At 71.2% G+C, this 24,208-nt stretch carries 26 protein-coding genes; 11 read left to right on the top strand and 15 right to left on the bottom strand.

Features of this window, described 5'->3' with window-relative positions:
- Positions 1 to 127: 127 nt before the first annotated feature.
- A complete protein-coding gene (locus RWS82_RS10115; protein ID WP_314649629.1) occupies positions 128 to 826 on the bottom strand; it encodes a DedA family protein in 699 nt (232 codons plus the stop codon).
- 215 nt (positions 827 to 1,041) lie between these two features.
- Here RWS82_RS10115 and RWS82_RS10110 point away from each other — a divergent pair, with 215 nt between their 5' ends.
- The 4 genes from RWS82_RS10110 to RWS82_RS10095 all read left to right on the top strand — a co-directional run bounded on the left by RWS82_RS10110 (position 1,042) and on the right by RWS82_RS10095 (position 4,758).
- Positions 1,042 to 1,968 carry an ATP-binding cassette domain-containing protein gene (locus RWS82_RS10110; RefSeq protein ID WP_314649627.1) on the top strand — a complete coding sequence of 309 codons (927 nt, stop codon included), beginning with the start codon at positions 1,042 to 1,044 and terminating at the stop codon, positions 1,966 to 1,968.
- Positions 1,965 to 2,798 carry an ABC transporter permease gene (locus RWS82_RS10105; protein ID WP_314649624.1) on the top strand — a complete coding sequence of 278 codons (834 nt, stop codon included), beginning with the start codon at positions 1,965 to 1,967 and terminating at the stop codon, positions 2,796 to 2,798. Before RWS82_RS10110 ends, RWS82_RS10105 begins: the two co-directional genes overlap by 4 nt.
- A gap of 86 nt (positions 2,799 to 2,884) precedes the next feature.
- A complete protein-coding gene (locus RWS82_RS10100) occupies positions 2,885 to 4,099 on the top strand; it encodes a histidine kinase (RefSeq protein ID WP_314649622.1) in 1,215 nt (404 codons plus the stop codon).
- Entirely contained in the window at positions 4,096 to 4,758 is a 663-nt protein-coding gene (locus RWS82_RS10095) for a response regulator transcription factor (RefSeq protein ID WP_314649621.1), read from the top strand. The genes RWS82_RS10100 and RWS82_RS10095 overlap by 4 nt, the downstream gene beginning before the upstream one ends.
- On the opposite strand, the gene RWS82_RS10090 is transcribed toward RWS82_RS10095, so the two are convergent.
- The 6 genes from RWS82_RS10090 to RWS82_RS10065 all read right to left on the bottom strand — a co-directional run bounded on the left by RWS82_RS10090 (position 4,731) and on the right by RWS82_RS10065 (position 8,498).
- Positions 4,731 to 5,330: a DUF2238 domain-containing protein gene (locus tag RWS82_RS10090; RefSeq protein WP_314649618.1), complete on the bottom strand. Its 600-nt coding sequence runs from the start codon at positions 5,328 to 5,330 to the stop codon at positions 4,731 to 4,733. The genes RWS82_RS10095 and RWS82_RS10090 overlap by 28 nt on opposite strands.
- A complete protein-coding gene (locus tag RWS82_RS10085) occupies positions 5,290 to 6,171 on the bottom strand; it encodes an endonuclease/exonuclease/phosphatase family protein (protein WP_314649615.1) in 882 nt (293 codons plus the stop codon). Before RWS82_RS10085 ends, RWS82_RS10090 begins: the two co-directional genes overlap by 41 nt.
- Positions 6,168 to 6,947 carry a glycosyltransferase family 2 protein gene (locus tag RWS82_RS10080; protein WP_314649612.1) on the bottom strand — a complete coding sequence of 260 codons (780 nt, stop codon included), beginning with the start codon at positions 6,945 to 6,947 and terminating at the stop codon, positions 6,168 to 6,170. The genes RWS82_RS10085 and RWS82_RS10080 overlap by 4 nt, the downstream gene beginning before the upstream one ends.
- Before the next feature lie 17 nt (positions 6,948 to 6,964).
- Positions 6,965 to 7,768 carry an SDR family oxidoreductase gene (locus RWS82_RS10075; protein ID WP_314649610.1) on the bottom strand — a complete coding sequence of 268 codons (804 nt, stop codon included), beginning with the start codon at positions 7,766 to 7,768 and terminating at the stop codon, positions 6,965 to 6,967.
- Between the two features lie 31 nt (positions 7,769 to 7,799).
- Positions 7,800 to 8,054: a hypothetical protein gene (locus RWS82_RS10070; protein ID WP_314649608.1), complete on the bottom strand. Its 255-nt coding sequence runs from the start codon at positions 8,052 to 8,054 to the stop codon at positions 7,800 to 7,802.
- Positions 8,055 to 8,159: 105 nt separating this feature from the next.
- Positions 8,160 to 8,498, bottom strand: coding sequence for an ATP-dependent DNA ligase (locus RWS82_RS10065; protein ID WP_314649607.1), 339 nt, complete (start codon positions 8,496 to 8,498; stop codon positions 8,160 to 8,162).
- A 208-nt stretch (positions 8,499 to 8,706) separates the two neighbouring features.
- Here RWS82_RS10065 and RWS82_RS10060 point away from each other — a divergent pair, with 208 nt between their 5' ends.
- On the top strand, positions 8,707 to 9,021 hold the full coding sequence (locus RWS82_RS10060) for a hypothetical protein (RefSeq protein WP_314649604.1): 315 nt from the start codon (positions 8,707 to 8,709) through the stop codon (positions 9,019 to 9,021).
- Positions 9,022 to 9,080: 59 nt separating this feature from the next.
- Here RWS82_RS10060 and manD read toward each other — a convergent pair whose 3' ends face one another.
- From manD to RWS82_RS10040, 4 genes are all read right to left on the bottom strand, one after another.
- Positions 9,081 to 10,307: a D-mannonate dehydratase ManD gene (gene manD / locus RWS82_RS10055; RefSeq protein WP_314649602.1), complete on the bottom strand. Its 1,227-nt coding sequence runs from the start codon at positions 10,305 to 10,307 to the stop codon at positions 9,081 to 9,083.
- A gap of 71 nt (positions 10,308 to 10,378) precedes the next feature.
- A complete protein-coding gene (locus RWS82_RS10050; RefSeq protein ID WP_314649600.1) occupies positions 10,379 to 11,770 on the bottom strand; it encodes an MFS transporter in 1,392 nt (463 codons plus the stop codon).
- Positions 11,771 to 11,824: 54 nt separating this feature from the next.
- Positions 11,825 to 12,829, bottom strand: a complete 1,005-nt coding sequence (locus RWS82_RS10045; RefSeq protein ID WP_314649597.1) for an L-idonate 5-dehydrogenase — start codon at positions 12,827 to 12,829, stop codon at positions 11,825 to 11,827.
- Positions 12,829 to 14,364, bottom strand: a complete 1,536-nt coding sequence (locus RWS82_RS10040) for a mannitol dehydrogenase family protein (protein ID WP_314649594.1) — start codon at positions 14,362 to 14,364, stop codon at positions 12,829 to 12,831. Before RWS82_RS10040 ends, RWS82_RS10045 begins: the two co-directional genes overlap by 1 nt.
- A 92-nt stretch (positions 14,365 to 14,456) precedes the next feature.
- Here RWS82_RS10040 and RWS82_RS10035 point away from each other — a divergent pair, with 92 nt between their 5' ends.
- The 3 genes from RWS82_RS10035 to RWS82_RS10025 all read left to right on the top strand — a co-directional run bounded on the left by RWS82_RS10035 (position 14,457) and on the right by RWS82_RS10025 (position 16,761).
- The gene (locus RWS82_RS10035; protein WP_314649592.1) at positions 14,457 to 15,419 is read left to right on the top strand and encodes a LacI family DNA-binding transcriptional regulator; all 963 of its coding nucleotides are present in this window, start codon (positions 14,457 to 14,459) and stop codon (positions 15,417 to 15,419) included.
- Between the two features lie 198 nt (positions 15,420 to 15,617).
- A complete protein-coding gene (locus tag RWS82_RS10030; protein WP_314649590.1) occupies positions 15,618 to 16,166 on the top strand; it encodes a hypothetical protein in 549 nt (182 codons plus the stop codon).
- Positions 16,167 to 16,170: 4 nt separating this feature from the next.
- A complete protein-coding gene (locus RWS82_RS10025) occupies positions 16,171 to 16,761 on the top strand; it encodes a TetR/AcrR family transcriptional regulator (RefSeq protein ID WP_314649588.1) in 591 nt (196 codons plus the stop codon).
- A 347-nt stretch (positions 16,762 to 17,108) separates the two neighbouring features.
- On the opposite strand, the gene RWS82_RS10020 is transcribed toward RWS82_RS10025, so the two are convergent.
- Entirely contained in the window at positions 17,109 to 17,324 is a 216-nt protein-coding gene (locus RWS82_RS10020) for a CDGSH iron-sulfur domain-containing protein (protein ID WP_314649585.1), read from the bottom strand.
- Positions 17,321 to 18,442 carry an iron-containing redox enzyme family protein gene (locus RWS82_RS10015; RefSeq protein ID WP_314649582.1) on the bottom strand — a complete coding sequence of 374 codons (1,122 nt, stop codon included), beginning with the start codon at positions 18,440 to 18,442 and terminating at the stop codon, positions 17,321 to 17,323. The genes RWS82_RS10020 and RWS82_RS10015 overlap by 4 nt, the downstream gene beginning before the upstream one ends.
- Positions 18,443 to 18,619: 177 nt before the next feature.
- Here RWS82_RS10015 and RWS82_RS10010 point away from each other — a divergent pair, with 177 nt between their 5' ends.
- Positions 18,620 to 18,832: a DUF6458 family protein gene (locus RWS82_RS10010; RefSeq protein WP_314649580.1), complete on the top strand. Its 213-nt coding sequence runs from the start codon at positions 18,620 to 18,622 to the stop codon at positions 18,830 to 18,832.
- Positions 18,833 to 18,973: 141 nt separating this feature from the next.
- On the opposite strand, the gene RWS82_RS10005 is transcribed toward RWS82_RS10010, so the two are convergent.
- Together RWS82_RS10005 and RWS82_RS10000 are read right to left on the bottom strand one after the other, a co-directional pair.
- Entirely contained in the window at positions 18,974 to 20,044 is a 1,071-nt protein-coding gene (locus RWS82_RS10005) for a CPBP family intramembrane glutamic endopeptidase (RefSeq protein WP_314649577.1), read from the bottom strand.
- Positions 20,045 to 20,154: 110 nt separating this feature from the next.
- Entirely contained in the window at positions 20,155 to 20,946 is a 792-nt protein-coding gene (locus RWS82_RS10000) for an endo alpha-1,4 polygalactosaminidase (RefSeq protein ID WP_314649574.1), read from the bottom strand.
- A gap of 182 nt (positions 20,947 to 21,128) precedes the next feature.
- On the opposite strand from RWS82_RS10000, the gene RWS82_RS09995 reads away from it, so the two are divergent.
- Positions 21,129 to 21,698, top strand: a complete 570-nt coding sequence (locus tag RWS82_RS09995) for an NADPH-dependent FMN reductase (RefSeq protein WP_314649571.1) — start codon at positions 21,129 to 21,131, stop codon at positions 21,696 to 21,698.
- A gap of 147 nt (positions 21,699 to 21,845) precedes the next feature.
- Positions 21,846 to 24,020, top strand: a complete 2,175-nt coding sequence (locus RWS82_RS09990; RefSeq protein ID WP_314649569.1) for a family 10 glycosylhydrolase — start codon at positions 21,846 to 21,848, stop codon at positions 24,018 to 24,020.
- Positions 24,021 to 24,208: the final 188 nt, after the last annotated feature.

Here is a 24,208-nt window from a genome sequence, read left to right as displayed (position 1 = left end):
CCAGGCGCCCCGACCCCGCGGCGCGCCCCCACCCTCGTGAGGGGTCACAATGTGCCGCTTCCGACCCCCGCGATACGGCGTGTCTTGACCCCTCACGCAGCAGCGCGCAGCGCGGCAGGGGAACGGGTTAGTCGGCGTCGGGCTGCAGGGAGCGGTCGTCGGCGCGGTCGCGCAGACGACGGCGGATGCGCGCGGCGATGAACCACAGCACGAGAAGCGCGATCGCCCCCACGGCGACGTTCGAGATGACGCCGCTCCACTGTTCGAGCACGGGCTTGATGGCGGGGCCGAACGCGTAGCCCAGCCCGATCCAGATGCCGTTCCAGACCGCCGACCCCACGGTCGTGTAGAGCGCGAAGGCCCAGAGCCGCATGCGCTCGATGCCCGCGGGGATCGAGATGAACGAGCGCACCAGCGGCACGCAGCGCCCGAACAGCACCGCGCGCACGCCCCACCGGTCGAAGAACGCCTCGGCCTTGTCGAAGTCGTCGTGGTCGAGCAGCGGGATGCGCCCGACCAGGCGTCGCGTGCGGTCTCGGCCGATCGCGGCACCGATCGCGTACCAGAGCAGGGCGCCGAGCAGCGCGCCCAGGGTGGAGGCGAGCCAAGCTCCCCAGAAGCTCATGCGTCCTTCGTAGGCGAGGAAGCCCGCCACGGGGAGGATCGCCTCCGAGGGGATGGGCGGCACGAACGTCTCGATGAAGACCGCGAGCCCGACACCGAGCTCGCCGAGGGACTCGATCAGGCCGAGCACCCAGCCGATGAACCCCTCGTATTCGGACGACGAGGTCGCGGCGGCGGCCGGAAGGGGGAGGGCGTGGCTCATCGTGTCCTCTGCGGTGGGGGATCGCGGTGGTCCCCCGCACGCTATCGCGCCCACCTGGCATGCACCTGCGAGTGGCCCGACGGCTGCTCTGTCTGGTACCCAGGTACCAATGGCATTCCCCAGGTTCCGTCGAGCGATGGACGCGGAGGAGGGATGCCCGTCTCTAGCGTGGTGTGCACGGGGGTTCTTCCCCACCACCGATGTGGAGGACACACATGATCGAGGCACGTGCGCTGACGAAGCGCTACGGCACGAAGACCGCGGTCGGGGGCATCGACTTCTCGGTGCAGCCCGGTCGCGTCACCGGATTCCTCGGCCCGAACGGGGCCGGCAAGTCGACCACCATGCGCATGATCGTCGGACTCGACCGGCCGACGAGCGGCACGGTCACCGTGAACGGCAAGCCGTACGCCGAGCACCGCGCTCCGCTGCGCGAGGTCGGCGTGCTGCTCGACGCGAAGGCCGTGCACACGGGCCGCACCGCGTACAACCACCTGCGCGCTCAGGCGGCGACGCACGGCATCGGCCGCCAGCGGGTCGACGAGGTCATCGCCCTGACCGGGCTCGAGAGCGTGGCGCGCAAGCGCGTCGGCGGCTTCTCGCTCGGCATGGGCCAGCGGCTCGGCATCGCCTCGGCGCTGCTGGGCGACCCGCAGACGCTCATCCTCGACGAGCCGGTCAACGGTCTCGACCCCGAGGGCGTCACCTGGGTGCGGCGTCTGGTGCGCGGACTCGCCGCGGAGGGGCGCACCGTGCTGCTGTCGTCGCACCTGATGAGCGAGATGGCGCAGACCGCCGACCACATCATCGTGCTCGGCCGCGGTCAGGTGCTCGCCGACGCCCCGGTGTCGGAGATCATCGCGGGGGCGGGCGGGCAGACCGTGCGCGTCCGCACCCCGCACCCCGACCGCCTGGCCGCGGCGCTCCCGGGGATCGTCGGCACGCAGCTCCCCGACGGGGCGATCAGTCTGCAGGGTGTCTCGGCCGAGCAGATCGGCGACGCTGCTGCCGATGCCGGTATACCGCTGCACGAACTCACGCCCGTCTCGAGCTCGCTCGAAGAGGCGTACCTCGCCCTCACGCAGGACGAGGTCGAGTACCGCGCCGGCGGAGTCCCGGCCACGACGGGAGGTGCACGATGACCGCCGTCGCTTCCGCCCCGGCATCTATCCGCCCCGATGCCCGCCTGCGCCTCACCGGCGTGCTGCGCTCGGAGTGGATCAAGTTCACGAGCCTGCGTTCGACGTTCTGGACCACCGCGATCATCCTCGTGCTGTGGGTCGGCCTCGCCGTGCTGCTCGCGAGCACCGCCGATTTCGGCGACGTGCCCGACACCGAGGAGCTGCGTCAGTACCTCGCCGTGTTCCCCGCGACGATCGGCGTGCAGGTGGGCATCCTCGTCGCCGGCATCCAGGGTGTGCTCGCCTTCTCGGGCGAGTACTCCACCGGGCAGATCCGGTCGAGCTTCGCCGCGGTCCCGCGCCGCCTGCCGGTGCTCGCCGCGAAGTCGGTCGTCGTGTTCGTGTGGACGTTCTTCGTGAGCCTCATCGGCGTGTTCGCCTCGTGGGGGGCCGCGACGGCGATCCTCGACGCGAAGGGCTACGCGACCCAGTTCGACGTCGAGGTGCTCACCGCCCTGCTCGGCGCCCCGCTCTTCGTCGGCCTCGTCGCCCTGTTCGGCGTCGGCATCGGCGCCCTCGTGCGCTCGGGTGCCGGCGGCATCACGATCGTCGTCGGCATCGTGCTGGCCCTGCCGACGGTGTTCCTGCTGCTCGGCGGGTTCCTCGAGTGGGTGGGCGACCTGTCGCCGTACCTCATGACCAACGCGGGATCGGTGCTCACCTCGATCCCGGGCAACGCGATGTTCGGCGATCCGGCGATCGGCACGGCCGACGCCCTGCTGACCCTGGCGATCTGGGCCGCGGTGCCGCTGGTCGCCGGCGCCTTCGTGCTGAAGGGACGGGACGCCTGAGCATCCGTCGCGCAGGAAGGTCCCCGGTCGTCGCGACGACCGGGGACCTTCCCCTGCCCAAGCCGCCCGGAGGGTTCCGCAGCTGGTTGCACCGGCATCCGCGGCTCTTCGACACGGTCGTCGTGCTCGTCTACGCGATCCCGACGCTCGCGGGTGCGGTCGCGGCCTCGTGGTACTCCATCTCCGAGGACCGCACGCTGGTGTGGGGGCTGCCCCTCCCGCAGGCCTGGGTGGCGCCGACCGCCGCGCTCGTCGTGCTCGCGGTCGTCGCGGTGGCGCTGCGGCGCTCGCGGCCGTGGCTGCTCGTCGTCGTCGGGTGCGCGTACCTGCTCGTGCCGCTGCCGATCCCGACCGCGACCGAGCTGCTGCCGTTGCTGTTCGGCCTGTACGCGCTCGGCGCCTATCGGTCGTCGAGGGCAGCGTGGACCGGGTTCGGGGTGGCGACGGCGGCCGGGCTCGTCGGTGCGTTCACCGGTTCGCGCGCCCAGGTGATGCTGTTCGCCGCCAACCCGGCGCCGAACTTCTGGGAGACGCTCACGGGCGCCGGGTCGGTGGTCATCCTGCTGCTCGTCGCGACGCTCATCGGCACCAGCGTCGGCGGGCGGCGCCGTTACACGCAGGCGCTGATCGACCGTGCAGAGCGGCTCGCGTTCGAGCGCGACCAGCAGGCGGTGATCGCTGCGGCGCAGGAGCGCAACCGCATCGCGGGCGAGATGCACGATGTCATCGCGCACAGCGTGACGGTGATGATCGCGCTGTCGGATGGGGCGGCCGCGGCGGTCGGTGCACGGCCCGATGCGGCGGCCGAGACGATGCGCGAGGTGGGCGACACCGGCCGCCGCACGCTCGCCGAGGTGCGCCGCCTGCTCGGCGTGCTGCACGAGGACGACGGCCGCCCGGCCGAACGGATGCCGCAGCCGGGGGCCGATCAGCTGGCCGAGCTCGTCGACGGTTTCCGTGCGGCGGGCCTTAAGGTCGCGTTCCGCACCACGGGGACGCCGACGGGCGACCCGTCGCTCGGCCTCGTCGTCTACCGGCTGCTGCAGGAGTCGCTCACCAACGCCCTGCGCTACGCCGGAGACGCGACGGTGAGCGCCGACGTGCACTGGTCGGCGTACGGTGTCGCGATCGAGGTGGCCGACGACGGCCCCGGTGCCGGTCAGCCCTCTCAGGGTGCCGGCCGGGGGCTGGTGGGGATGCGCGAGCGCGCGGCGCTCTACGGCGGAACGGTGGAGGCGGGCCCGCGGCCCGGCGGAGGGTGGGGCGTCACGATCGCCCTGCGAAGCGAGGGGGAGAGATGACCGACGACATCCGGGTGCTGCTGGTCGACGATCAGCAGTTGGTGCGGCGGGGGTTCCGCATGGTGCTCGACGCGGAGGACGGCTTGACGGTCGTCGGCGAGGCGGGTAACGGTCGAGAGGCGGTCGAGGCCGTGCGGGCGCTGCGACCGGACGTGGTGCTGATGGATGTGCGGATGCCCGGGATGGACGGCATCCGCGCCACCGAGCTGATCACGGCGATGCAGCCGGCGTGCCGCGTGATCGTGCTGACGACGTTCGACCTCGACGAGTACGCGTTCGGCGGCCTCCAGGCGGGGGCGAGCGGGTTCCTGCTGAAGGACGCCCGGCCGAGCGAGCTCGTCGATGCGATCCGCGCGGTGCACCGGGGTGACGCGGTGGTCGCGCCGCGGGTGACGGCGCGGCTCGTGCAGCTCGCCGCCCCGGCGCTCGCGCGCAGCAGGCCCCGCGACGAGAGCCGCCTCGACGTGCTCAGCGAGCGCGAGCGCGAGGTCTTCTTGCTGATGGCGGAGGGGGCGAGCAACGCCGAGATCGCCGAGCGGCTGTTCGTGTCGGAGTCGACGGTGAAGACGCACGTCGGCAAGGTGCTGCGGGGCCTCGGACTGCGCGACCGGGTGCAGGCGGTGATCTTCGCCTACGAGATCGGGGTCGCGGGCTCGTGAGCCCTGCGAGCGACGCGCACGCGGGAGAGCAGGATGCCCGCCGCGACGCCGCCGAGACCCCCGAGCGCCATGTCGCCGATGGTGTCCTGATACGTGACGTAGATGTCGTCGCTGATGAACGCCCAGCCGAGCCACTCGATCATCTCCCACACGGCGCTGATCGCCAGGGCGATGAGCGGCAGCAGCACGATCGGCGTGCGCCGGCGGACCCCGTCGTCTCGGGTCAGCGGCACCACGCGGGTGCGGGTCAGGATGACGGCGGCGACGATCGCGAGCACGCCCGTGCACGCGAAGTGCAGCACCAGGTCCCACCCGGTGATCGAGCGGTAGAGGTCGAACACGTTGCTCCACGCGGCGACGAGCACCACGACGCACGCGGTGACGTCGAACCAGGCGGCGAGACCGAGCATGCGGGGCAGCATGAGCGCGGGCAGGGCGAGAGCGGCGATGCCGGCGTCGGTCGGCTGCAGCCAGATCGCGGCGGCCACGACGCCGAGCACCCCGAGGAGTCGGAGGGCGTCGGCGGCCCACTCAGCGGGGGTGCGGGGCGGCCGGAGGAAGTCGTCCTTCATGCGGGTCCTCTCGACCTGCGAGGTGCAGGAGGGTGTGCACGGCGAGATGGTCAGACGGCGTGCGTCCTTCGAACCTACGCGCGTCGATGCCCGCGGCGCGAACCCGGATGCCGGGGGTCACGGCCACGAGGTCGATGCGGCGGCCGTTCTCGCGCGGGGCGCGATAGTCGGGGAAGGTGCCCCAGGCCGGGGTCGCGCGGTGCTCCGCCGCGGCCCACGCGTCGCGCAGCATCCCGCCGGCGAGCAGCGCGCGCACCGCGGGGGCGTCCACGCCGGCGTTCAGGTCGCCCATCACCACTGCGGGCAGCCGGTGGCGGTGCACGAGAGTGCGCAGAGCGGTGGCCGACCGCCGCCGGGAGCGCGGCGAGAACGGATCGAGGTGGGTGCAGACGGCGAGGAACCGTGCTCCCGTGATGCGATCGTCGAACGCGCCCCACACGGCGGTGCGGGGAAACAGCCCGCCCCAGCCGAGCGAGCCGGGCACGTCGGGGTGCGGCGACAGCGCATCCTGCCCGGAGTCGCGCAGCGACAACCGCTGCTCGTTGAAGAAGAGCGGGTTGCCCTCGCCGCCGCCGTTGGCGTCACGCCCCCGACCGATCCGCCGGTACCCCGGGCCGAGGGCGTCACGCAGCACGGGAAGGATGCGGGGCCGCACCTCCTGCAGCCCGAGCACCGCCGGGCGCTCGGTGCGCAGCAGCGCCGCGACGGCCGGAGCGCGATGGCTCCAGCGGTCGTGCCGGCGCACCAGCGGCCCTTCCATCGCACGGCGCACGTTGAACGTCATCACGTGCAGGTCGTCCCGCCCCGGCGGGCCGAGCAGCGGAGGCGCCGTCGCGGTCATGCGCGGGAGCGGGCCGGGCCCCGGGTCGAGCGGCGCGCTCGCCGCGTCAGCAGCCGCGTCCAGCGCAGGGGCGGGAAGTCATGCGGCCAATGCACGAGCACGCTGCGGAACCCTCGGTGCACGCGACGCCCGAACCGGCCCGAGGTGAACGGTCGCATCGACATGCCCATGCTGTCGCCGGGCAGCAGGCCGATGCGGTGGTGCTCGCCCAGATGGAAGGCGAGGTCGAGGTCGTCGTGCACCTCGGGGTCGCGATGGATGCGGTCGCGCACCGCCCACCACGCCTCGCGGCGGAACGCGAGGTTCGACCCGAAGAGCGGGCGGTGCCCGAGCGCGAGGCCGGTGATGAGCGTGTACGCGCCGAGGTAGACCGCGGCGAGCGGGGCCCGCAGGCGCTCCGGTCCGTCGGTGAAGCGGGCGCGACCGGTGACCGCCGCGAGGTCGGGCTGGTCGGCGAACGCGTGCAGCACCTCGGCCACCCAGGTCGGGTCGGGCACGCAGTCGGCGTCGAGGCGCAGGATGAGATCGCCGCGGGCGACGTCGTAGCCCGTCGCGGATGCCGCGGCGATGCCGGGTTCGGCGCATTCGAGCACCCGCGCACCGGCGTCGAGCGCGACCGCGGCCGAGGCATCCGTCGAACCGTTGTCGACGACCACGATCTCGTCGGGCTTCCGCGTCTGCACGGCGAGCGCATCGAGGCAACGGGCGAGCAGGTCGGCGTCGTCCTTCACGGGGATGACGACCGTCGTGGCGAGGCCGCCTCGGTGCACGTCCATCGGCGGTCGTGCGGCGCTCAGACCGAGCGCCAGTCGTGCGACGTGATGCTCGCGCCGGCCTGCGGCCCCATCTGCAGCATCCCGCCGTCGATGACGATGGAGGCGCCCGAGATGTACGCGGCCTCCGGCGAGGCGAGGAAGGCGATGAGGGCGGCCACCTCGCGCGCGTCGCCCGGACGGCCGAGCGGGATGCCGGGGCGGTCCGCAGCCCGCGGGTCCTCATCGGCCTGTCCCGTCATCGGGGTCGCGATCTCGCCCGGTGCGACACTCACGGCGCTTATGCCGGCACCGCCGAGTTCGAGGGCCAGGTTCTTCATGAGTCCGTCGAGTCCGTGCTTCGCGGCGTCGTACGCGCTCGATCCCATCATCGGCTGATGGGCGTGCACGCTCGTGACTGAGATCAGGCGGCCCCCGTTGCCCGCGGCGACCATGGCGCGCGCGGCGCGCTGCAGACACACGAAGGCGCCCGTGAGGTCGGTGTCGACCACGCGGTTCCACTGCTCGAGCGTCAGGTCGAGGAAGGGCGTCTGAGTGCCGGTGCCCGCGTTGTTCACGAAGACGTCGACGCCGCCGAGCTCGGCGATGAGGGCGTCGACCACGTCGCCGCAGGCGGGGATGTCGGAGACGTCGAGGCGGGCGACGACGGCGCGGGCGCCATGGCTGCGCACCTCTTCCGCGGTCTGCTGCGCACCTTGCTCGTCGCTGTGCCAGGTGATGCCCACGTCGATGCCGGCGGCGGCCAACGCGACGGCGGTCGCGCGCCCGATGCCCGAATCCGCTCCGGTGACGACGGCCCGGCGGGCCTCCTGCTCGATGCTCACGCTGCTGTCCTCTCGTCGGCGACGCGCTGCGTCAGAGTTCCCAGTCGGAGAAGGGCGCGACGGGCGCCTCCTCCTCGGCGGTGGCGACGCTCTCATGCGCGACGGTGACGACCACCTTCGCGCCGGGCGAGACGAGCACGCTCACCAGCTCCTCGCCACTGGAGAGGTCGACGAAGGTCGGCTCCGACCGCGCGGCGTTCTCGATCAGCTCCATGACCTCCACGAGGTCGCGATCGGGATCCAGCACGAAGTCGTGGCCATCGATCTCGATGTGTGCCCGTGTCATCGTCCTCGCCCCGTCCATAAGGTGACGCTAACTCCATCGGATTCGCGTTACTGAGGGGGTTGTGTCATCGCGAAGCGCTTGATAGCGAACGCGATGACAGCGTCGTCAGGCGTGCGTCGAGAGACCCAGGCGCTCGGTCGCCATGCCCTCGGCGGGCTCGGGCACGAGGTACAGGCCGCTCGGACCGTTGGCGGTGAAGGCGAGCGCCTCGATCCAGTCGCGGTTCACCGACGGCTGACGGCTGCCGTGGTACTTGTAGACGATCGCGCTGCCCGCGTGGATCCACACCGTGGTGCGACCGCCGCCGATGCTGGGGTCTTCCTTCCACGTGAAGGCGAACGGCTCGCCGCGACGGAGCTTGGCGGTGATCACCAGCTGCAGGTGCGTGAGCGCCCGGTCCTCGATCTCGGTCTTGACGCCGCCCTCGTAGATGAACTTGCCCATGGGACTCTCCTCACTCCGGCCACCGGAACCCGTGTCATGAGGCGCGACTCTGCGATCGCATCGTGGTCTTCCCATCGTCCCATGTCCGCGCGCGCGGAGGGCGGGATTCGGAGGGGAGTGCGCGCGGTGTCATCGGATCGAGCGTGCGCACGCACGCGTCGCCGCGCGCGATCCCGCCCAGCGCCGACGACCCGGCTAGGGTTCTGCCATGGGACTTCTGCGCTACGGCGGATCGAACGACGGCATCCCGATCGACGACCGCGCGCTCGCTCACCTCAAGGTCGCGATCGCCACCAAGCTGCGACGCAACGAGAGCTTCACGCTGTCGTGGCGCGACCCCGCGAACGGTGAGCACGGGCGCCAGACCATCTGGCTGCATCCGTCGATCCCGCTGCGATTCGTCTTCGACGACCCCGAACCGCCGCAGCTCAACGTGAAGTGGATCGAGCAGCTCATGATGTCGGCCAACTCGTCCGGCGGCATCACCCTCACCGACGAGGTGCTGGAACTCCCCGAGGCCTGACGCACGACGGCCCCGGCGCGACCAGGGGTCGCGGCCGGGGCCGCCGTGTGCGCGCGGTCCTACCAGTCGTGCACGGTGCCGTCGAGCAGACGGTTCACCGGCAGGTACGCCTTCGTGTACTCGTGGCCGGCCGCGGCCTCCTCGTCGAGCTCGACGCCCAGGCCGGGCTGGTCGCCCGGGTGCAGGAAGCCCTGGTCGAACGTGAACGAGGTGCGGAAGACCTCGAGGGTCTGCGCGTTGTGCGGCATGTACTCCTGGATGCCGAAGTTGTGGATCGCCAGGTCGAGGTGCAGGGCGGCGGCCATGCCGACGGGGGAGATGTCGGTGGGGCCGTGGATGCCCGACTTGATGCCGTAGATCGCCGCGAAGTCGAGGAGCTTCTTCATGGCGGTGATGCCGCCGGTGTGCGTGACGGCCGAGCGCACGTAGTCGATCAGGCGCTCTGTGATGAGGGTCTGGTAGTCGTGCACCGAGTTGAAGACCTCGCCGATCGCGAGCGGGGTCGTCGAGTGCTGGCGCACGAGTCGCAGCGCGGTCTGGTCCTCACCCGGGGTGCAGTCCTCGAGCCAGAACAGGTCGTAGGGCTCGATGTCCTTCGCGAAGCGGGCGGCCTCGATCGGCGACATGCGGTGGTGGCCGTCGTGCAGGATGCGCAGGTCGGAGCCGAAGTCCTCGCGGATGCTCGCGAACACGCCGGGCATGTGGTTCAGGTAGTTGCGGGTGTCCCACGTCTCCTCGGCGGGACGGTCGCCCGAGCGCTTGGCGGGCTCGTAGTCGTAGCGCACGCCGGGTCCGGCGTTCGAGACGCCGTAGATCTGGCCGAGCCCGGGCACCCCGGTCTGCACGCGCACCGCGGTGTAGCCCAGCTCCTGGTAGCCGGTGATGGCGTTCTTCAGCGCGGCGTAGTCGGTGCCGGAGGCGTGCGCGTACACCCGCACGCCCTCGCGGCTGGCCCCACCGAGCAGCTGGTACAGGGGCATCCCCGCCTTTTTCGCCTTGATGTCCCACAGGGCCATGTCGACAGCGGCGATCGCCGCCATCGTGACGGGGCCGCGGCGCCAGTACGGTCCGCGGTACAGGTACTGCCAGGTGTCTTCGATGCGGTCCTCGTCGCGGCCGACGAGCGTCGAGGCGACGTGGTCGGACAGATACGAGGCGACGGCGAGCTCGCGCCCGTTGAGCGTCGCGTCGCCCCACCCGACGATGCCGTCGGTGGTGGTGATCTTGAGCGTCACGAAGTTGCGCCCCGGGCTGGTGATGATGACGTCGACGTGCGCGATGGCCATGTCGTCCTCCTCGAAGAGAGAGGGGCGGCCCGCGGTGTCGCGGACCGCCCCCCGATGGTGATGTGTGCGGGTCAGATGGCGTCGCGCGGGTCGGTCAGATCGCGACCGGCGACCTCGGGCATCCAGATCGACGCGACGAGCGCGCAGAGCGTGAAGAACACGAGCATGATGATGATCGGGATGAACGAGCCGGTGACGGCCGACACCCACGCGGCGGCGATCACAGGACCGGCGCCGGTCGCGACGATCGCCGCGATCTCGCGGGCCATCGCGGTGTAGGTGTAGCGGTTGCGGGCGCCGAAGATCTCGGGGAGCGTGAGGTTCTCGAGCGACGCGAAGCTCATCACCGCGAGGTTGTGCAGCACCACGTAGCCGATGAAGACCTGCGCGGTGTCCTTGCTGCTGATCATGAGCATCGTCGGCACGATCACGATGAGCGCGATGACGGCCCACACCATGTACATGCGCTTGCGGCCGAACCGGTCGCCGAGCCAGCCCGACAGCGGCACCGTGATGAAGGCCACGAGCGACGAGACGATCACGGCGTTGACGCCGATCGAGCGGTCGAGCAGCAGCACGACGGTGATGTAGCTGATGAGGTACGTCTGGATCATGCCCGAGTTGCCGGCCTGCCCGAAGCGCAGCAGCAGCGCGATCGAGAACGCCTTCCAGGGCTTGCGCTGCATCGACTCGAGGGTGCGGATGTCGCCCGTCTCGGTCGCGAGACGGATCGTCTCCTCCTTCGACAGCGCCTTGCCGTCGACCACGTCGTCGCGCTGCTCGAAGACCGGGGTCTCCTTGAGGTTGAAGCGCACCCAGATGGCGAAGAGCATGATGACGGCGCTGGCGATGAACGGGATGCGCCAGGCCCACTCGATGACCTCGTCCTCGCTGAACGTGACGAGGAGGATGGCCCAGATGCCCGAGGCGAGCAGTGTGCCGCAGTTCGTGCCCAGGGCGACCAGCGAGGCGATGATTCCGCGGCGCTTGGCGGGGGCGTACTCGGCGAGCATCACGCCGGCGCCCGAGATCTCGGCGCCCGCGCCGAAGCCCTGGGCGATGCGGAGCAGCACGAGGAGGATCGGGGCGAGGATGCCGACCTGCGAGTACGTGGGGAGCACGCCGATGAGGGTGGTCGCGAGGCCCATGAGCAGGATCGTGTAGAACAGCACCTTCGTGCGGCCGGTGCGGTCGCCCAGACGGGCGAAGAAGAATGCGCCGACCGGGCGGGCGACGTAGCCCACGCCGTAGGTCGCCATCGCGGCGACGACCGCGACCGCGGGGTTCTCGGACGAGAAGAACAGATCGGCGAACACGAGCGCGGCCGCCAGCGAGTAGAGCTGGTAGTCCATGAACTCGAGCGCGGTGCCGAGCCATCCCGAGATGGCGGCCCGCACGAGGTCGCGGATCGACCTCTTCTCGGCGGGATCGACCGCCGGGGCCGTGGTCTGGGCGTCTGACATGGGGTACTCCTTCGGACCGGGGAACGGGTGGGTGCCGCGGGGCGGCGGGTGATGCTAAAGGGAGAGCAGGACCTTCGCGGAGGCCGACGAATCGCGGGCCAGCTCGAAGGCGCGCACGGCATCGGATGCCGGGATCACGTGCGAGACGACGGGGTCGAGGGCATCCGACTCGGCGAGCAGACGCACCGCGTCGTCGATCTCGGTCGAGAACCGGAAGGCCCCGCGGATCGTGAGTTCCTTCGCGAGCATCGGGGCGAGGTTGACGCCGATCTCGGCGTTCGGCAGCATCCCGACCTGCACGACCGTGCCGGCACGGCGCGCGGCGCGCACGGCCTGGGTGAGCGCCGCACCGACGCCCGAGCACTCGAACACGACGTCGTACGACTCGGGGTCGATGGTGTCGCGGCCGACGAGGGCGACCTCGGTGGCGCCGAGAGTCTGCGCGCGGTCGAGCGGCTCGGCGCGCACATCGCTCGCGCCGACCACCGCGGCACCGGCGTGCACGGCGGCCGCGACGACGAGCAGACCGATCGGGCCGGCACCGATCACCAGCACGCGCCGACCGCTGATGTCGCCCGCGAGACCGACGGCGTGCAGGGCGACGGCGAGCGGCTCGGCGAGGGCGGCGCGCTCGAGCGGGAGCCCCGCGGGCAGCACGCGCACCATGTGGTCCTCGACGATGAGCAGCTCGGATGCCCCGCCCTGACGGTGGGGATCGGCGGCGGCGCTGCCCAGGTAGTCGCCGCCCGGGCGCAGGTGCGGGCGCTCCTCGAGGCCGGGCACCGAGGCGCCGTAGCGGGCCGGGTGCACGGTGACGGGTGTGCCGGGGGCCAGGCGACCGGAGGGGTCGAGATCGACGACGCCGGAGAGTTCGTGGCCGGGCACGAGGGGCTCGCGGATCGTGTACTCGCCGTTCGCGCCGTGGAAGTAGTAGTGCAGGTCGGATCCGCAGATCCCGACGAAACCGACGCGCAGCCGCACCTCGCCGTCGCGGGGCTCCGGGGCATCCCGGTCCTCCCAGCGGATGTCTTCCTTGCCGTGGATGACGAGCGACTTCATCAGCGGGTCTCCTTCGTGGGGGTGCGTGTGTCGAGCATGCCCTCTTCGGCGGCCGAGGTGGCGTCGGCGAGGGCGGCGTCGGCACCGCTGCGGTGGATGGTGTCGACGAGCTGACCGACACGGGCGATGAACGCGTCCTGGTGCGCCAGCGCCGAGCCGAAGAGCTGCAGGTCGGTGATCACGCGGCGGGCGAGCTCTGCGCCGTCGCGCACCGAGCCGGCGAACGCGGCGAGCCGCTCGCGGGCCGGGTCGGTCATCGCCGCGGCATGCGGTCCGGGTTCGAACCCGGCGAGCGGGGCGAGGCACGACAGGTAGCCGGCGACCGTGAGGGCGATGAGGTGGGGCATCCGCCCCTGGCCCAGGGCCAGCAGTGCCGGCTCGGGGATGCGCTGACGCAGCTTGACCGATCCGTCGGAGCCGACCTGGCTGGTGCGGTGACCGAGGGCGCTGTTCGCCCATCGTTCGAAGAGCTCGGCCTCGTAGGCGCGGATGTCGACCCCGGTCGGGATCTCGATCGACGGCTCGTACTCGCCGCGCATCAGGGCGCGGGCGGCGGCGGCGATCGGCGTCTGCACGATGGCGGCCGGGATGGTCTCGGCGCCGCGCAGGGCCCCCAGGTAGGCGATGAGGGAGTGCGTGCCGTTCAGCAGCCGCACCTTCATCTGCTCGTAACGGCCCACCTCGTCGGTGAACACGGCGCCGCCCGCCTCCCAGGCCGGGCGGCCGGCGGCGAAACGGTCTTCGATCGCCCACATGGTGAACGGTTCGGCCGGCACGGGCACACCGTCGCGCGCGCCGAGGAGCGTGTCGACCTCGTCGCGCAGCGCCGCCGTGGTGGCGGGCACGATGCGGTCGACCATGCTCGACGGGAAGGTCACGGCGGCATCGAGGAAGGCGAGCGTCTCGTCGGCCTCGCCGTGCGGCAGCGCCTGCAGGAACTCCCGCACGAGCTTCTCGGTGTGCGTGCCGTTCGACGCGAGGTTGTCGCAGCTGAGCACCGAGAGGGGTGCGCCGCTCGCGGTGCGCGCCTGCAGGCCGCGGGCCAGCTGTCCGATGGTGGTGCGCGGGGCGCCGCCGGCGAGGTCGGCGCGGATGCCGGCGTCGTCGAGATCGAGGCGCTCGGTCGCGGCCGAGTAGCTGTAGCCGTTCTCGGTGACCGTCAGGGTCACGATGCGGATGCCCGGGTCGGCGAGCTGCGTCACGACGCGGTCGGGCTGCTCGGCCCCGACGAAGGCGTCGGTGTGCACGCCGGGGATCGCGAGGGTCGTGCCGGCGGGGGAGATCGTGGCCACGGAGTAGAGCAGGTCCTGGGCGTGGAGGCCGTCGACGATCGCGCGGGAGCGGGAGGCGACGCCGACGATGCCCCAGTCGCCCGGTTGCTGTTGAAGCGCCGCGGCCGTGTACACGGCCTGGTGAGCGCGGTGGAAGCTGCCGAGACCGAGGTGCAGGATGCCGGCGCCGGTGGGGGAGGCCGATGGGGCCACCGCGGCGGGGGTGGCGCGGACGAGGATCCGGAGATCGGCGTTGATCGTCATGAAAATCAGTGTGAGCGATTTGTACAAACTTGTCAACTCTCTTTCATGTGAGGCGCCGTGACATAGGATTGCGGCGAACCGGAGGGGTGGACATGGCGGCGACACTGACCGACGTGGCGAAGCGCGCAGGCGTCTCGATCGCCACGGCCTCGCGCGCCTTCGGTGAACCCGACCGCCTCGCCCCCGACACCCTCGGCCGCGTGCTCGAAGCCGCCGGAGACCTCGGCTACGTCGGGGCGCAGGCCGCCACCGCCACCCGCACCATCGGCGTGCTCGTGCCCGACGTCGCCAACCCCGTGTACGGCATGCTGCTCAAGGCGATCCAGGGCCAGGCGTGGCACGGGCGCCACCGCATCGTGCTGTTCGACGCCGACGAAGACCTCCGTCGCGAGCGCGAGCAGATCGAGCAGGCCCGCAAGCTCGACGGCATCCTGCTGTGCTCCCCCCGACTGCCCGACGACGAAGTGCGCGCCCTGATCGGGCGCACTCCCGCCGTCATCGCGAACCGCGTGATCGACGGGGTCCCCTGCGTGGTCATGGACACCGAGTACGGGCCGACCCAGGCCGTCGAGCACCTCGTCGCGCTGGGGCACGCGCACATCGCCTACGCCTCGGGGCCGCGCGGGTCCTGGGCCGACGTGCGGCGCTTCGACACCATCGCGCGAGCCTGCGAGCGCCACGGCATCCGCCTCACCCGCCTCAGCCACCACGCCGCCTCGATCCAAGGGGGGCGTGCGGCCGCTGCGCTCGCCGCGGCCTGCGGGGCGACCGCCGTCGTCGCCTACAACGACCTCGTCGCCCTCGGGCTCGAGGCGGGCATGTCGGAGCTCGGGGTGACGTGCCCCGACGACATCAGCATCGTCGGCATCGACGACATCGACCTCGCCGGAGCGGTGACCCCGGGGCTCACCACGGTGCAGATGCCGATCGAGCGGTGCGGGGCGCTCGCGGTCGACCTGCTGCTGCAGGCGATCGGCGGCGCGGCCCTCGGCGACGTCGCGACCCTGAACTCGCAGCTGATCGTCCGCGCCTCGACGGCGGCCCCGCGCGCCTGACGCCCGTCGGCCTTCCGCCGCCGCGGCCAGCCGTCGCGTCACCCGGCGGTGCGATCTGCAGGCGAGACGAGCATCCGCAGGCGTGTGCCTTCGCGTCGCGCCTGCATCTCGCCGCGGAGCCTGCAGATCGCACGACGTGATCGTTTTAGCACGTGCGTGCTAACTTGGATGCATGACCACGAACGGATGCTCCCGCCCATGATCCTCGCCGCCATCATCGCCTGCGAGATCGGGTTCTGGCTCGCTCTCATCGCCGGGCTCTCGCTGCGGTACATCGCTCGCAAGCCGCGGCTCGGAGCCGCATTGCTCATCGCCGCCCCCGTCATCGACGTGGTGCTGCTCGGACTCGTCGCCGTCGACCTGCTCGGCGGGGGCACCGCGTCGTGGCACCACGGGCTGGCCGCGCTCTACATCGGCATCTCGATCGCCTACGGGCACCGCATGATCGCCTGGCTCGATGCCAAGTTCGCGACGCGATTCGACGGAGCCCCTCCCCGCGTGCCGCTCAGTGGATGGGCGTACACGGCGGCGTGCTGGAAGGACGTCGTGCGCACGTTGCTCGCCGCCGCGATCGCCGCCGGCATCCTCGGGGGGCTCATCCTCCTGGTCGGCGACCCCGCTCGCACGGAGCAGTTGCTGGGGTTCTTCCGCATCCTCGGCATCGTCGTGGCGATCGACCTGATCTGGGCGATCAGCTACACCCTGTGGCCGAAGAAGCCGGCCGCACAGGCGGCGCCGGTACGGTGAGGGGATGCCCCGACTGATCGATCACGCCGAACGCGACCGCGAGATCGGCGATGCGGCGTGGCGGGTGCTCGCCCGTGAGGGACTGGCCGGACTCTCGGTGCGCAAGGTGGCAGACGAGGCCGGGCTGGCGACGGCGTCACTCCGTCGGGCGTTCCCGACCCAGGCCGCGCTGCGCTCGTTCTGCCTCGACCGGATCCAGCAGGTGGTGGGCGACCGCATCCGTGCGCATTCCGGGGAGGGGCTGCCGCTCGTGCGCGCCGTTCTGCGGGAGGTGCTGCCCCTCGACGAGACGCGGCGCGCCGAGATGATCGTGCAGATGCAGCTCGGCAGTCTCGCGCTGACCGACGCCTCGCTGCAGGAGTCGGTGCGACAGCTCAGCGACGGGGTGCGACGGGTGTGCGTTCTCGCACTCGGCGAGCTGGCCCGGTCGGGCGCCGCGGGCGCGATGACGGATGCCGAGGCTGAGGCCGAGGCCGATCGCCTGCACGCCCTGCTCGACGGTCTCGCGCTGCAGCTGCTCTGGAGTCGCGAGCCCGACGAGGCTGCCCGCGTCGCGGCCGTGCTCGACCGGCACCTGGCGACCCTCGCCGGCTGACGTCGCCGGTCCCCACCGGTCGCCCGTTGCCCGGCGGCGGGGTGCCCCCGCGGCGGCCAGCTGCACGGACTTCGCACGGATGCACGGAGCATCCGTCGAGTCCTCCGTGCGGGTGGGGAGGCTCCGTGCAGGTGACGGCGGCGGGGCGCACCGGCCCGCTGCACGGACCTCGCACGGATGCACGGAGCGTCCGTCGAATTCCTCCGTGCAGGCGGGAAGGTTCCGTGCAGGTGACGGCGGCGGGGCCCCGCGGTCGGCTGCACGGACTTCGCACGGATGCACGGAGCATCCGTCGAATCCTCCGTGCAGGTGGGGAGGTTCCGTGCAGGTGGCGGACGCCGTCGGGGCTACAGCAGCTCGTCGTCGGTGCGGAACCCGGAGGCCTTGTGCGTGCCGTCGCAGAACGGCTTGATGGTCGACAAACCGCATCGGCAGAGGGCGACCGTGCGGCGCGTCGTCTCGATCACCTCGCCGTCGGCGCGGCGCAGTTCGATGTCGCCGCGCACCAGGAGCGGCCCGTCGGGGTACGGGGTCACGGTCGCCCGCTCGCGGTCGGCACTCACGACGCGCCCTCCGCACCCGCACTCGCGTTCGCACCCGCCCCGCGCAGCGACGACTCCCCGGCGGTCCAGGCGTCGAGCACGTGCCCGCCCATCCACCCGTCGACCGTGAGGCACGCGGCGGCGCCGAAGAAGATGTCGTCGAGCAGTTCCGGGCGGTCCTCGGCGAGCGCGCCGGCGAGGTCGCGTCCGGCGATCTGCTCGTGCACGGCATCCGCCTCGACGTGCTCATCGAAGTACTGCACGACGTCGTGGTCGAAGCCGAGCCGGCGCAGCCCGTCGGCGTACAACCGGCAGGGGATCGACGAGGTCATCTCGTACGCGGCGAGATGACCGACGATGGCGCCGACGAGTCGGCGGTTCAGGCCGAACAACGACATGAGGTTGAACGACGCGAGGGTGATGGCCGGCACGTCGTCGACGTAGGCGCCGTAGCTCGCATCGAGGCCGGCGGCTCGCATCGCCGCCGCGAAGAGGTTCTGGTGCACGCGGTCGGGCCGCCCGCCGCCGTACTCGTCGGACTGGATCTCGACGAGCGCGGCCTTCGCCCGACCTGTCAGCCGCGGAATGGCCCACGAGTGCGGGTCGGCCTCGCGCAGGGTGTACACCGAGCGCTGCACGAGCATCTCGGTCGCCTGCTCGCGCGTGGCCTTCTTCGCGATGAAGCGCGACAGGCTGGGGCCCGAGTCGGCGGCGGCGAGGGCGAAGAGCGCGCGGCCCACGGCATCCACCGTCGGCTCGGGGAGCTCGGGCACCGGCACGGTCGCGCGCAGCTCGCTCTCGAATCCCGCTTCGAGCACGCGGCGGGCCTCGATGAGCTCGGCGTCCCACTCGAGCTCGGCGTCGAGCTGGGGGAGCGAGCCGTACGACGACGAGTAGAGCAGGAAGAGTGCGAACTGCACGTCGTCGTCGCGCACGATCTCGTCGGCCGCGTCGAGCGCGTCGGCGGCCTGCACAGCCAGGGGGATGCCGTGGCGCACACCGGCGTGCGCCGAATCGGTGAGGCGGTTCAGCACGGCGGCGCTGAGCGGGCCGCGCGGGGTGAGGCGAACGGCGTCGTCGCCGGTCGGGGGCGCTCCGACACCGGTGAGCGCGTCGAGGGTGGGGGCGGATGCAGACATTGCGAGCTCCTGTCGGATCGATCTGTCGCAGTCTCGCGCGCGCGGAGCCGCCGTCTGAAGGGACTTGACGAGACGGCCCGGATGCTCCATGCCGCCGTGTCAACCCCTTCCTGTGAGCGAGGTGGGAGCGCCACCATGGGTCGACGGCGTCGTGGGACGCCGGAAGGAGAACACGTTATGAGCATCGGAACCGGAATCGTCCTGTTCGTCATCGGCGCGATCCTCGCGTTCGCCCTCAACGTGCAGGTGGATTGGGTGAACCTCGACCTCGTCGGCTACATCCTCATGGCCGCGGGCGCCATCACGGCGATCATCGGCATCATCCTGCTCGTCTCGCGTCGCAGCCGCACCCGCGGCACGACGACGGTCGTCGAGGACGACCGCATCTGAGCACCCCCCGCCCGGCCCCTGGCCGGGACCCCGCGATGCGGGACCCCGCGATGCGGGATCGATATGTCTTCTTAAATCGGCCCTGGGCCTGACATATCGATCCCGCATCCGTGTGTGAGACGGGGGCGGGGGGAGACGGACCTAGCGGCGCAGGCTGGGGCTCTGGTCGAGACCGTCGGTGTCGTCGGGGCCGGCGTCCTCTCCGTCGTCCGGCGTGAAGACCTTGTCGTCGTTCGCGGGCTCGGCGGCCGCATCCGCGGCGGCGTCGTACGGGCTGCGCTGGTCGGGGTAGGCGCTCGGGCCCGCGGTGCTGTCGTCACTCATGAGAGTCCTTCCTGTCGAGGCTCCAGCCTGGGGCATCCGTCGCCCTGCCGTCCGCGGGTTGACAACGTTCCCGACCCGCCCGCGGATGAAGAACAGCGCGAGCAACCCGGCGGCCACGAAGACCAGGTTGAACGGACCGGCCAGGGTGAGGAACGGGTCGGTCGGGCCGTGGGCCACGTCGATGCCCCCCGAGGCGAGGAACGTGGTCGGGTCGGTCAGCCCGTGCAGGAGGATCGTCCAGATCAGGCTGCCCGTCGCCCGCAGCACGAGGTACATCATCATGCCGAAGCCGAACGTGAACGCCATCGTGAGGAGCACGGTGAGCACGGGCTGGCCGAGGAAGATGTTCACCGCGTGCAGCAACGCGAACAGCGCCGACGAGATCACGGCCACGACGACCTCGCGATGCCCGGCGTCACGCAGGAGCTTCACCGCGATGCCGCGCGTCAGCACCTCTTCGGTGGCGCCGATGAGGAGTCCGGTGGCGAAGGTCAGCGCGACGACGGGGAGCCCGTAGCTCGCGTAGTCGATGCCGACCAGGCGCAGGCCGATCGGGAGGAGCACCAGCACGACGGCGATCCACATCCACCACCGTCCGCGCACGGGCTGGCGTCGGAACAGCGGCCCGAACCAGTCGAGTGAGCCGACGAACACGATCAGCGCCACCGTGCCGAAGAGCAGCGGGAGGAACAAGCCGAAGAACACGCTCTGCGGGGTCGAGAAGGTGTCGGCCTCGACCTCGCCTCCCCAGACGGGGCCGACGACCAGGATGCTGAAGCCCTGGTAGAGGGCGAGGTACGCGATGGCCGCGATCAGCGCCTTCCACCAGCCGCCCCGGTTCCAGAAGCGCTGCCAGGCGTTGCCGCGTGCCGCGGTCGTCTCGGTCATGCGCACAGCATGGCAGTGTTCCGGTCGCCAGAGGAAGGGCGGATGCAGGGGCCGGCTGTCCCGTCGAGGAAGGCGGATGCGCGGGACCGGACGTCCCGTCGACCGCAACCTCAGTCGGCGCACACCTCGAACACGTAGCCCTCGTCGTCGGGGGTGCGCAGGTCGCGGTCGCGCAGCACCATGGAGTCCGGCGACGCGGGGTCGGCGCACATGTCGGCGAAGGGGCGGGGCAGTTCGTCGGTGTACTCGATGTCGACGACCTGGTCGCCGTACACGTCGGTGTACGCGTCGCACTCGTCGTACGCCGCGCACTCCTCGACGACGGCGAAGTCGAAGCCCGCGCGATCATGCAGGGCCTCGGCGTGTTCGGCGGCGTTCTTCTGTCCGGCGGCGAGGCCCGCGGCGTGCGCGGCGTCGACGAGAACGGTCGCCAGGGCAAGGTTGTGGTCGAGGCTCAGCGCGCCGTCCGACCGCGTGAAGGAGTCGAGGTTGTCGAATTCGACCGCGTCGAAGCCGGCGTCCGCGCATCCCTCGATCCACGGGGTCACGAGGGCCGCGATGCGCTCGCGCTTCTCGGGTGCCGATGTGTCGACGAGCGCCTCGTCCGGCCAATCCGGATCGAACACCGGTGCGCCGCCGCGCTGCAGCAGAAGGTCGTCGTCCCACAGGTCGAGTTCGCCGGGCTGCGTCTGGAAGGCGTTGACGTAGCAGATCGACCAGGCATCCGCCGCGGGCTCCGCGCTGTGATCGCGCCCCACGATCCGCACTCCCGCCGCGGGTTCGTACGCGCCGCCGAGCTGGTAGTCCGGCGCCCCGCCCGGCATCCCCGCCCCGCCCGCCCCGGCCGCCCCGTCCTCTGTCCCGCACCCCACCAACCCCAGCACCCCCACCACTCCCACCATCACTCCCGTCGCGAAAACTGTCGCCCGACGGCCCGGCAGGCGACAGAAAGTGCGACGGGAGCGGGAAGGGGTGGGAGGGAGCGACCGCGATGGCATAGGGGGACAGTAACCGACGGGGGAATAGGGGAGGGGGTGGGAGTGGTTAGATGTGTATGCATCTGCATGTAACGGAAGGATCGCGCATGACCACCACCTACAACGTCCGGTTCCTCGTCGGCAGCATCTCGTCGACCTCGATCAACCGCCGCCTCTCGAAGGCGCTCGTCAAGCTCGCCCCGCAGGCCGGGCTCAACCTCACCGAGATCCCCCTCGCGGATCTGCCCTTCTACTCCGCCGACAACGACGGCGCGATCCCCGCCGAGGCCGCCGCCTTCAAGAAGGCCATCGAGGCATCCGACGGCATCGTCGTGATCACCCCCGAGTACAACCGCTCCGTGCCCGGCGTGCTCAAGAACGCCCTCGACACCGCGAGCCGTCCGTGGGGTCAGAACAGCTTCGCCGGCAAGCCCTCCGCCGTGATCGGGGCATCGATCGGCGCCATCGGCACCGCCGTCGCCCAGCAGCACCTGCGCTCGATCCTCTCGTTCCTCGCGTCGCCGGAGCTCGCGCAGCCCGAGGCCTACGTGCACATGCGCGAGGGTCTCATCACCGAGGACGGCGAGGTGACCGACGAGTCGACCACCGAGTTCCTGCTCTCGTGGCTGACCGCCGTGCACACGCACATCGCGAAGACGCTCAGCCCCGTCAGCTGACGACGTCTTCTCGGAGGGGTCTCGACCGGATGGTCGGGGCCCCTTCGTCGTCTCGGGGTGGCGGCGGGGTCTGGCCTTCTCACGGATGCTGTGGCACGCTGTTAGTTAGTTCCACTAACAATGCTCGTTGTGGAAAAGATTATCGCCGTGAACACCGACGTGAACGAGGACTCGATGTCGAGAAGAACCCTTGCCGCCGCGACCGCCGCCGCCCTGCTGCTCGGCATCCCGACCGCCGCTGCCGCCGCCGCTCCCGACGAGGAGCCGCTCTACAAGTTCGTGAAGGACGCCGCCGGAGCCTACGGCTACGGCACCGATCCGGTCTACACCTACCCCGGCTCGGGGGAGCAGGTCTCGATCCCCACGTCGCTCGCGGCCGAGAACCGCCGCTTCTCGAGTGCCTGGGTCGGCACGATCGGCAACCTCAACTTCGGCAAGCCCGCGGATGCCGCGGACTTCGACGCGAAGTACGCCACCGTTCTCGACGACTTCGAGTCCTGGAACATGAACGCGGTCATCTTCCAGGTGCGCCCGCTGCTCGATGCGTACTACCCCTCGGCGCTCAACCCCTGGTCGGAGTTCCTCGGCGGACCGCAGGGCACCGACCCCGGATACGACCCTCTGAAGAAGATGGTCGACGCCACCCACGCGCGCGGCATGGAGTTCCACGCCTGGCTCAACCCCTACCGCGTCACGAACACGAAGATGACGGCCCCCGCCATCCTCACCGCCCTCGGCATGACGGCCGACGAGGTGAAGGCGCTCTCGATCCCCGCCTACATCGCGGCGCTGAACGAGGCGGGCATCCTCGCCGACGACAACTTCGCCGTGCAGCATCCCGACTGGGTGCTGTCGTTCGAGGAGAAGCTCTTCCTCGACCCCGGCCAGCCCGAGGTTCCGGCCTACGTCGCCGCCTCCGTCGCCGAGATCGTCGAGAACTACGACGTCGACGCCATCCACTTCGACGACTACTTCTACCCGTACCGCATCACGGTCGACGGTGTGAACGTGTTCTTCGGTCAGGCCGGAGAAGACCGGTCCACCTTCGAGGAATTCGGCCTCACCGCCGGATACCCCGACACCGCCGCCGGCATCGAGGCCTGGCGCCGCGACAACATCACCGGACTCGTCGAGCAGGTCGCAGGCGCGGTCGACGCGCACAACACCGAAGCGGGCACGGCCGTGCAGCTCGGCATCAGCCCCTTCGGCATCTGGGAGCACAAGGCGCTGAACCCCGCCGGATCGAACACGCCGACCGGCTCGTCACAGACCTACAGCAGCGCCGTGTTCGCCGACACCCGCGGCTGGGTGCAGGACGAGCTGATCGACTACGTCACCCCGCAGATCTACTGGAGCTTCGACCAGGCGGCCGCGCCGTACGGCGAGCTCGCGCAGTGGTGGAGCGACACCGCCGCCGACAGTCGCACCCAGGTGTACGTCGGGCACGCGCTCTACAAGCACGTGAACAACGGCGGGTGGGAGGCCGCGTGGATGAACCCCGAGGAAGTGCCGAACCAGATCCGCTTCAACCAGAAGCTCGACGGCATCGACGGCAGCGTGCTCTTCAGCTACAACGACATGAAGCCGAGCAACCTCGCGGCGCTTCCCGCCGACCAGCAGCCGAAGAACCAGGCGAAGAACAGCGCGATCGAGCTGCTCCGCGCCGAGGCGTTCGCGCATCCGACGATCGTGCCGGCGAAGCCGTGGCTGTCCGACGGTGAGGTCGCGGCCCCGGTCGATGCCGCCGTCGCCGACGGCCGCCTCACCTGGCAGGCGGGCGATACGGCGGAAGCCCGGCAGTACGCGATCTACCGCGGCACGGGAACCGCCGACGAGATCGTCGCCGGCGAAGGCACGCTCGTCGATACGGTCTGGGCCGGCGGCGCCGCCGACCTCGCGTTCACGCTTCCGGTGGGTGTGGCGGATGCGGTGGATGCGGATGCTGCGGACGCGGATGCCGCGGCTGCCGCCGCGGTGGGCGACACGTGGGTCGTGACCGCGCTCGACGCTGCGGCGGTCGAGAGCGCACCCGTCGCCGCTGCGGCCGATCCTGGCACGCCGGTCGACCCCGGAACCCCGGGCACGCCCGGGACCCCCGGGACCCCCGGCGCCCCGGGCACCCCGGGCGGGGGAGCAGGCAACGGGGCGGGCGGCGCGGGCGGTGCCGATGGTGGTGCCGCGGGCTCGGCCGGAGCATCCGATGGCCTGGCTGCGACCGGGGGCTCCGTGCCCGTCGGACTACTGGCGCTCGCGGGCGGCTTGGTCGCCGCCGGTGCCGCCACGGCCGGCGTCGCAGCCCTGCGCCGTCGCCACCGCTCCTGACCCGCTCGCGGGATCGATGTGCCCCGCCCCACATCGATCCCGCAGCGGGGGGGCGGCGGGCTCGTGCAGACTCTCGCAGATCGGCGGGATGTCGCAGCGTCAGGGTTGTGTCCCTGCGAGATCCAGCAGTTCTGCGTGATGGTGCAGATTGTCGAACTCGCGCGCGGTCGCGCATACTCTCGCAGATC

The organism is uncultured Microbacterium sp. (assembly GCF_963528945.1).
Classification (GTDB): domain Bacteria; phylum Actinomycetota; class Actinomycetes; order Actinomycetales; family Microbacteriaceae; genus Microbacterium.
This window is presented reverse-complemented; position numbering and strand designations above follow the sequence as displayed.

Coding starts and splice junctions, on each gene's coding strand:
- RWS82_RS10115 (WP_314649629.1), bottom strand. CDS start 826: ATGAGCCACGCCCTCCCCCTTCCGGCCGCCGCCGCGACCTCGTCGTCC.
- RWS82_RS10110 (WP_314649627.1), top strand. CDS start 1,042: ATGATCGAGGCACGTGCGCTGACGAAGCGCTACGGCACGAAGACCGCG.
- RWS82_RS10105 (WP_314649624.1), top strand. CDS start 1,965: ATGACCGCCGTCGCTTCCGCCCCGGCATCTATCCGCCCCGATGCCCGC.
- RWS82_RS10095 (WP_314649621.1), top strand. CDS start 4,096: ATGACCGACGACATCCGGGTGCTGCTGGTCGACGATCAGCAGTTGGTG.
- RWS82_RS10090 (WP_314649618.1), bottom strand. CDS start 5,330: ATGAAGGACGACTTCCTCCGGCCGCCCCGCACCCCCGCTGAGTGGGCC.
- RWS82_RS10085 (WP_314649615.1), bottom strand. CDS start 6,171: ATGACCGCGACGGCGCCTCCGCTGCTCGGCCCGCCGGGGCGGGACGAC.
- RWS82_RS10080 (WP_314649612.1), bottom strand. CDS start 6,947: ATGGACGTGCACCGAGGCGGCCTCGCCACGACGGTCGTCATCCCCGTG.
- RWS82_RS10070 (WP_314649608.1), bottom strand. CDS start 8,054: ATGACACGGGCACACATCGAGATCGATGGCCACGACTTCGTGCTGGAT.
- RWS82_RS10065 (WP_314649607.1), bottom strand. CDS start 8,498: ATGGGCAAGTTCATCTACGAGGGCGGCGTCAAGACCGAGATCGAGGAC.
- RWS82_RS10060 (WP_314649604.1), top strand. CDS start 8,707: ATGGGACTTCTGCGCTACGGCGGATCGAACGACGGCATCCCGATCGAC.
- manD (WP_314649602.1), bottom strand. CDS start 10,307: ATGGCCATCGCGCACGTCGACGTCATCATCACCAGCCCGGGGCGCAAC.
- RWS82_RS10050 (WP_314649600.1), bottom strand. CDS start 11,770: ATGTCAGACGCCCAGACCACGGCCCCGGCGGTCGATCCCGCCGAGAAG.
- RWS82_RS10045 (WP_314649597.1), bottom strand. CDS start 12,829: ATGAAGTCGCTCGTCATCCACGGCAAGGAAGACATCCGCTGGGAGGAC.
- RWS82_RS10040 (WP_314649594.1), bottom strand. CDS start 14,364: ATGACGATCAACGCCGATCTCCGGATCCTCGTCCGCGCCACCCCCGCC.
- RWS82_RS10035 (WP_314649592.1), top strand. CDS start 14,457: ATGGCGGCGACACTGACCGACGTGGCGAAGCGCGCAGGCGTCTCGATC.
- RWS82_RS10030 (WP_314649590.1), top strand. CDS start 15,618: ATGATCCTCGCCGCCATCATCGCCTGCGAGATCGGGTTCTGGCTCGCT.
- RWS82_RS10025 (WP_314649588.1), top strand. CDS start 16,171: ATGCCCCGACTGATCGATCACGCCGAACGCGACCGCGAGATCGGCGAT.
- RWS82_RS10015 (WP_314649582.1), bottom strand. CDS start 18,442: ATGTCTGCATCCGCCCCCACCCTCGACGCGCTCACCGGTGTCGGAGCG.
- RWS82_RS10010 (WP_314649580.1), top strand. CDS start 18,620: ATGAGCATCGGAACCGGAATCGTCCTGTTCGTCATCGGCGCGATCCTC.
- RWS82_RS10005 (WP_314649577.1), bottom strand. CDS start 20,044: ATGACCGAGACGACCGCGGCACGCGGCAACGCCTGGCAGCGCTTCTGG.
- RWS82_RS10000 (WP_314649574.1), bottom strand. CDS start 20,946: ATGGTGGGAGTGGTGGGGGTGCTGGGGTTGGTGGGGTGCGGGACAGAG.
- RWS82_RS09995 (WP_314649571.1), top strand. CDS start 21,129: ATGACCACCACCTACAACGTCCGGTTCCTCGTCGGCAGCATCTCGTCG.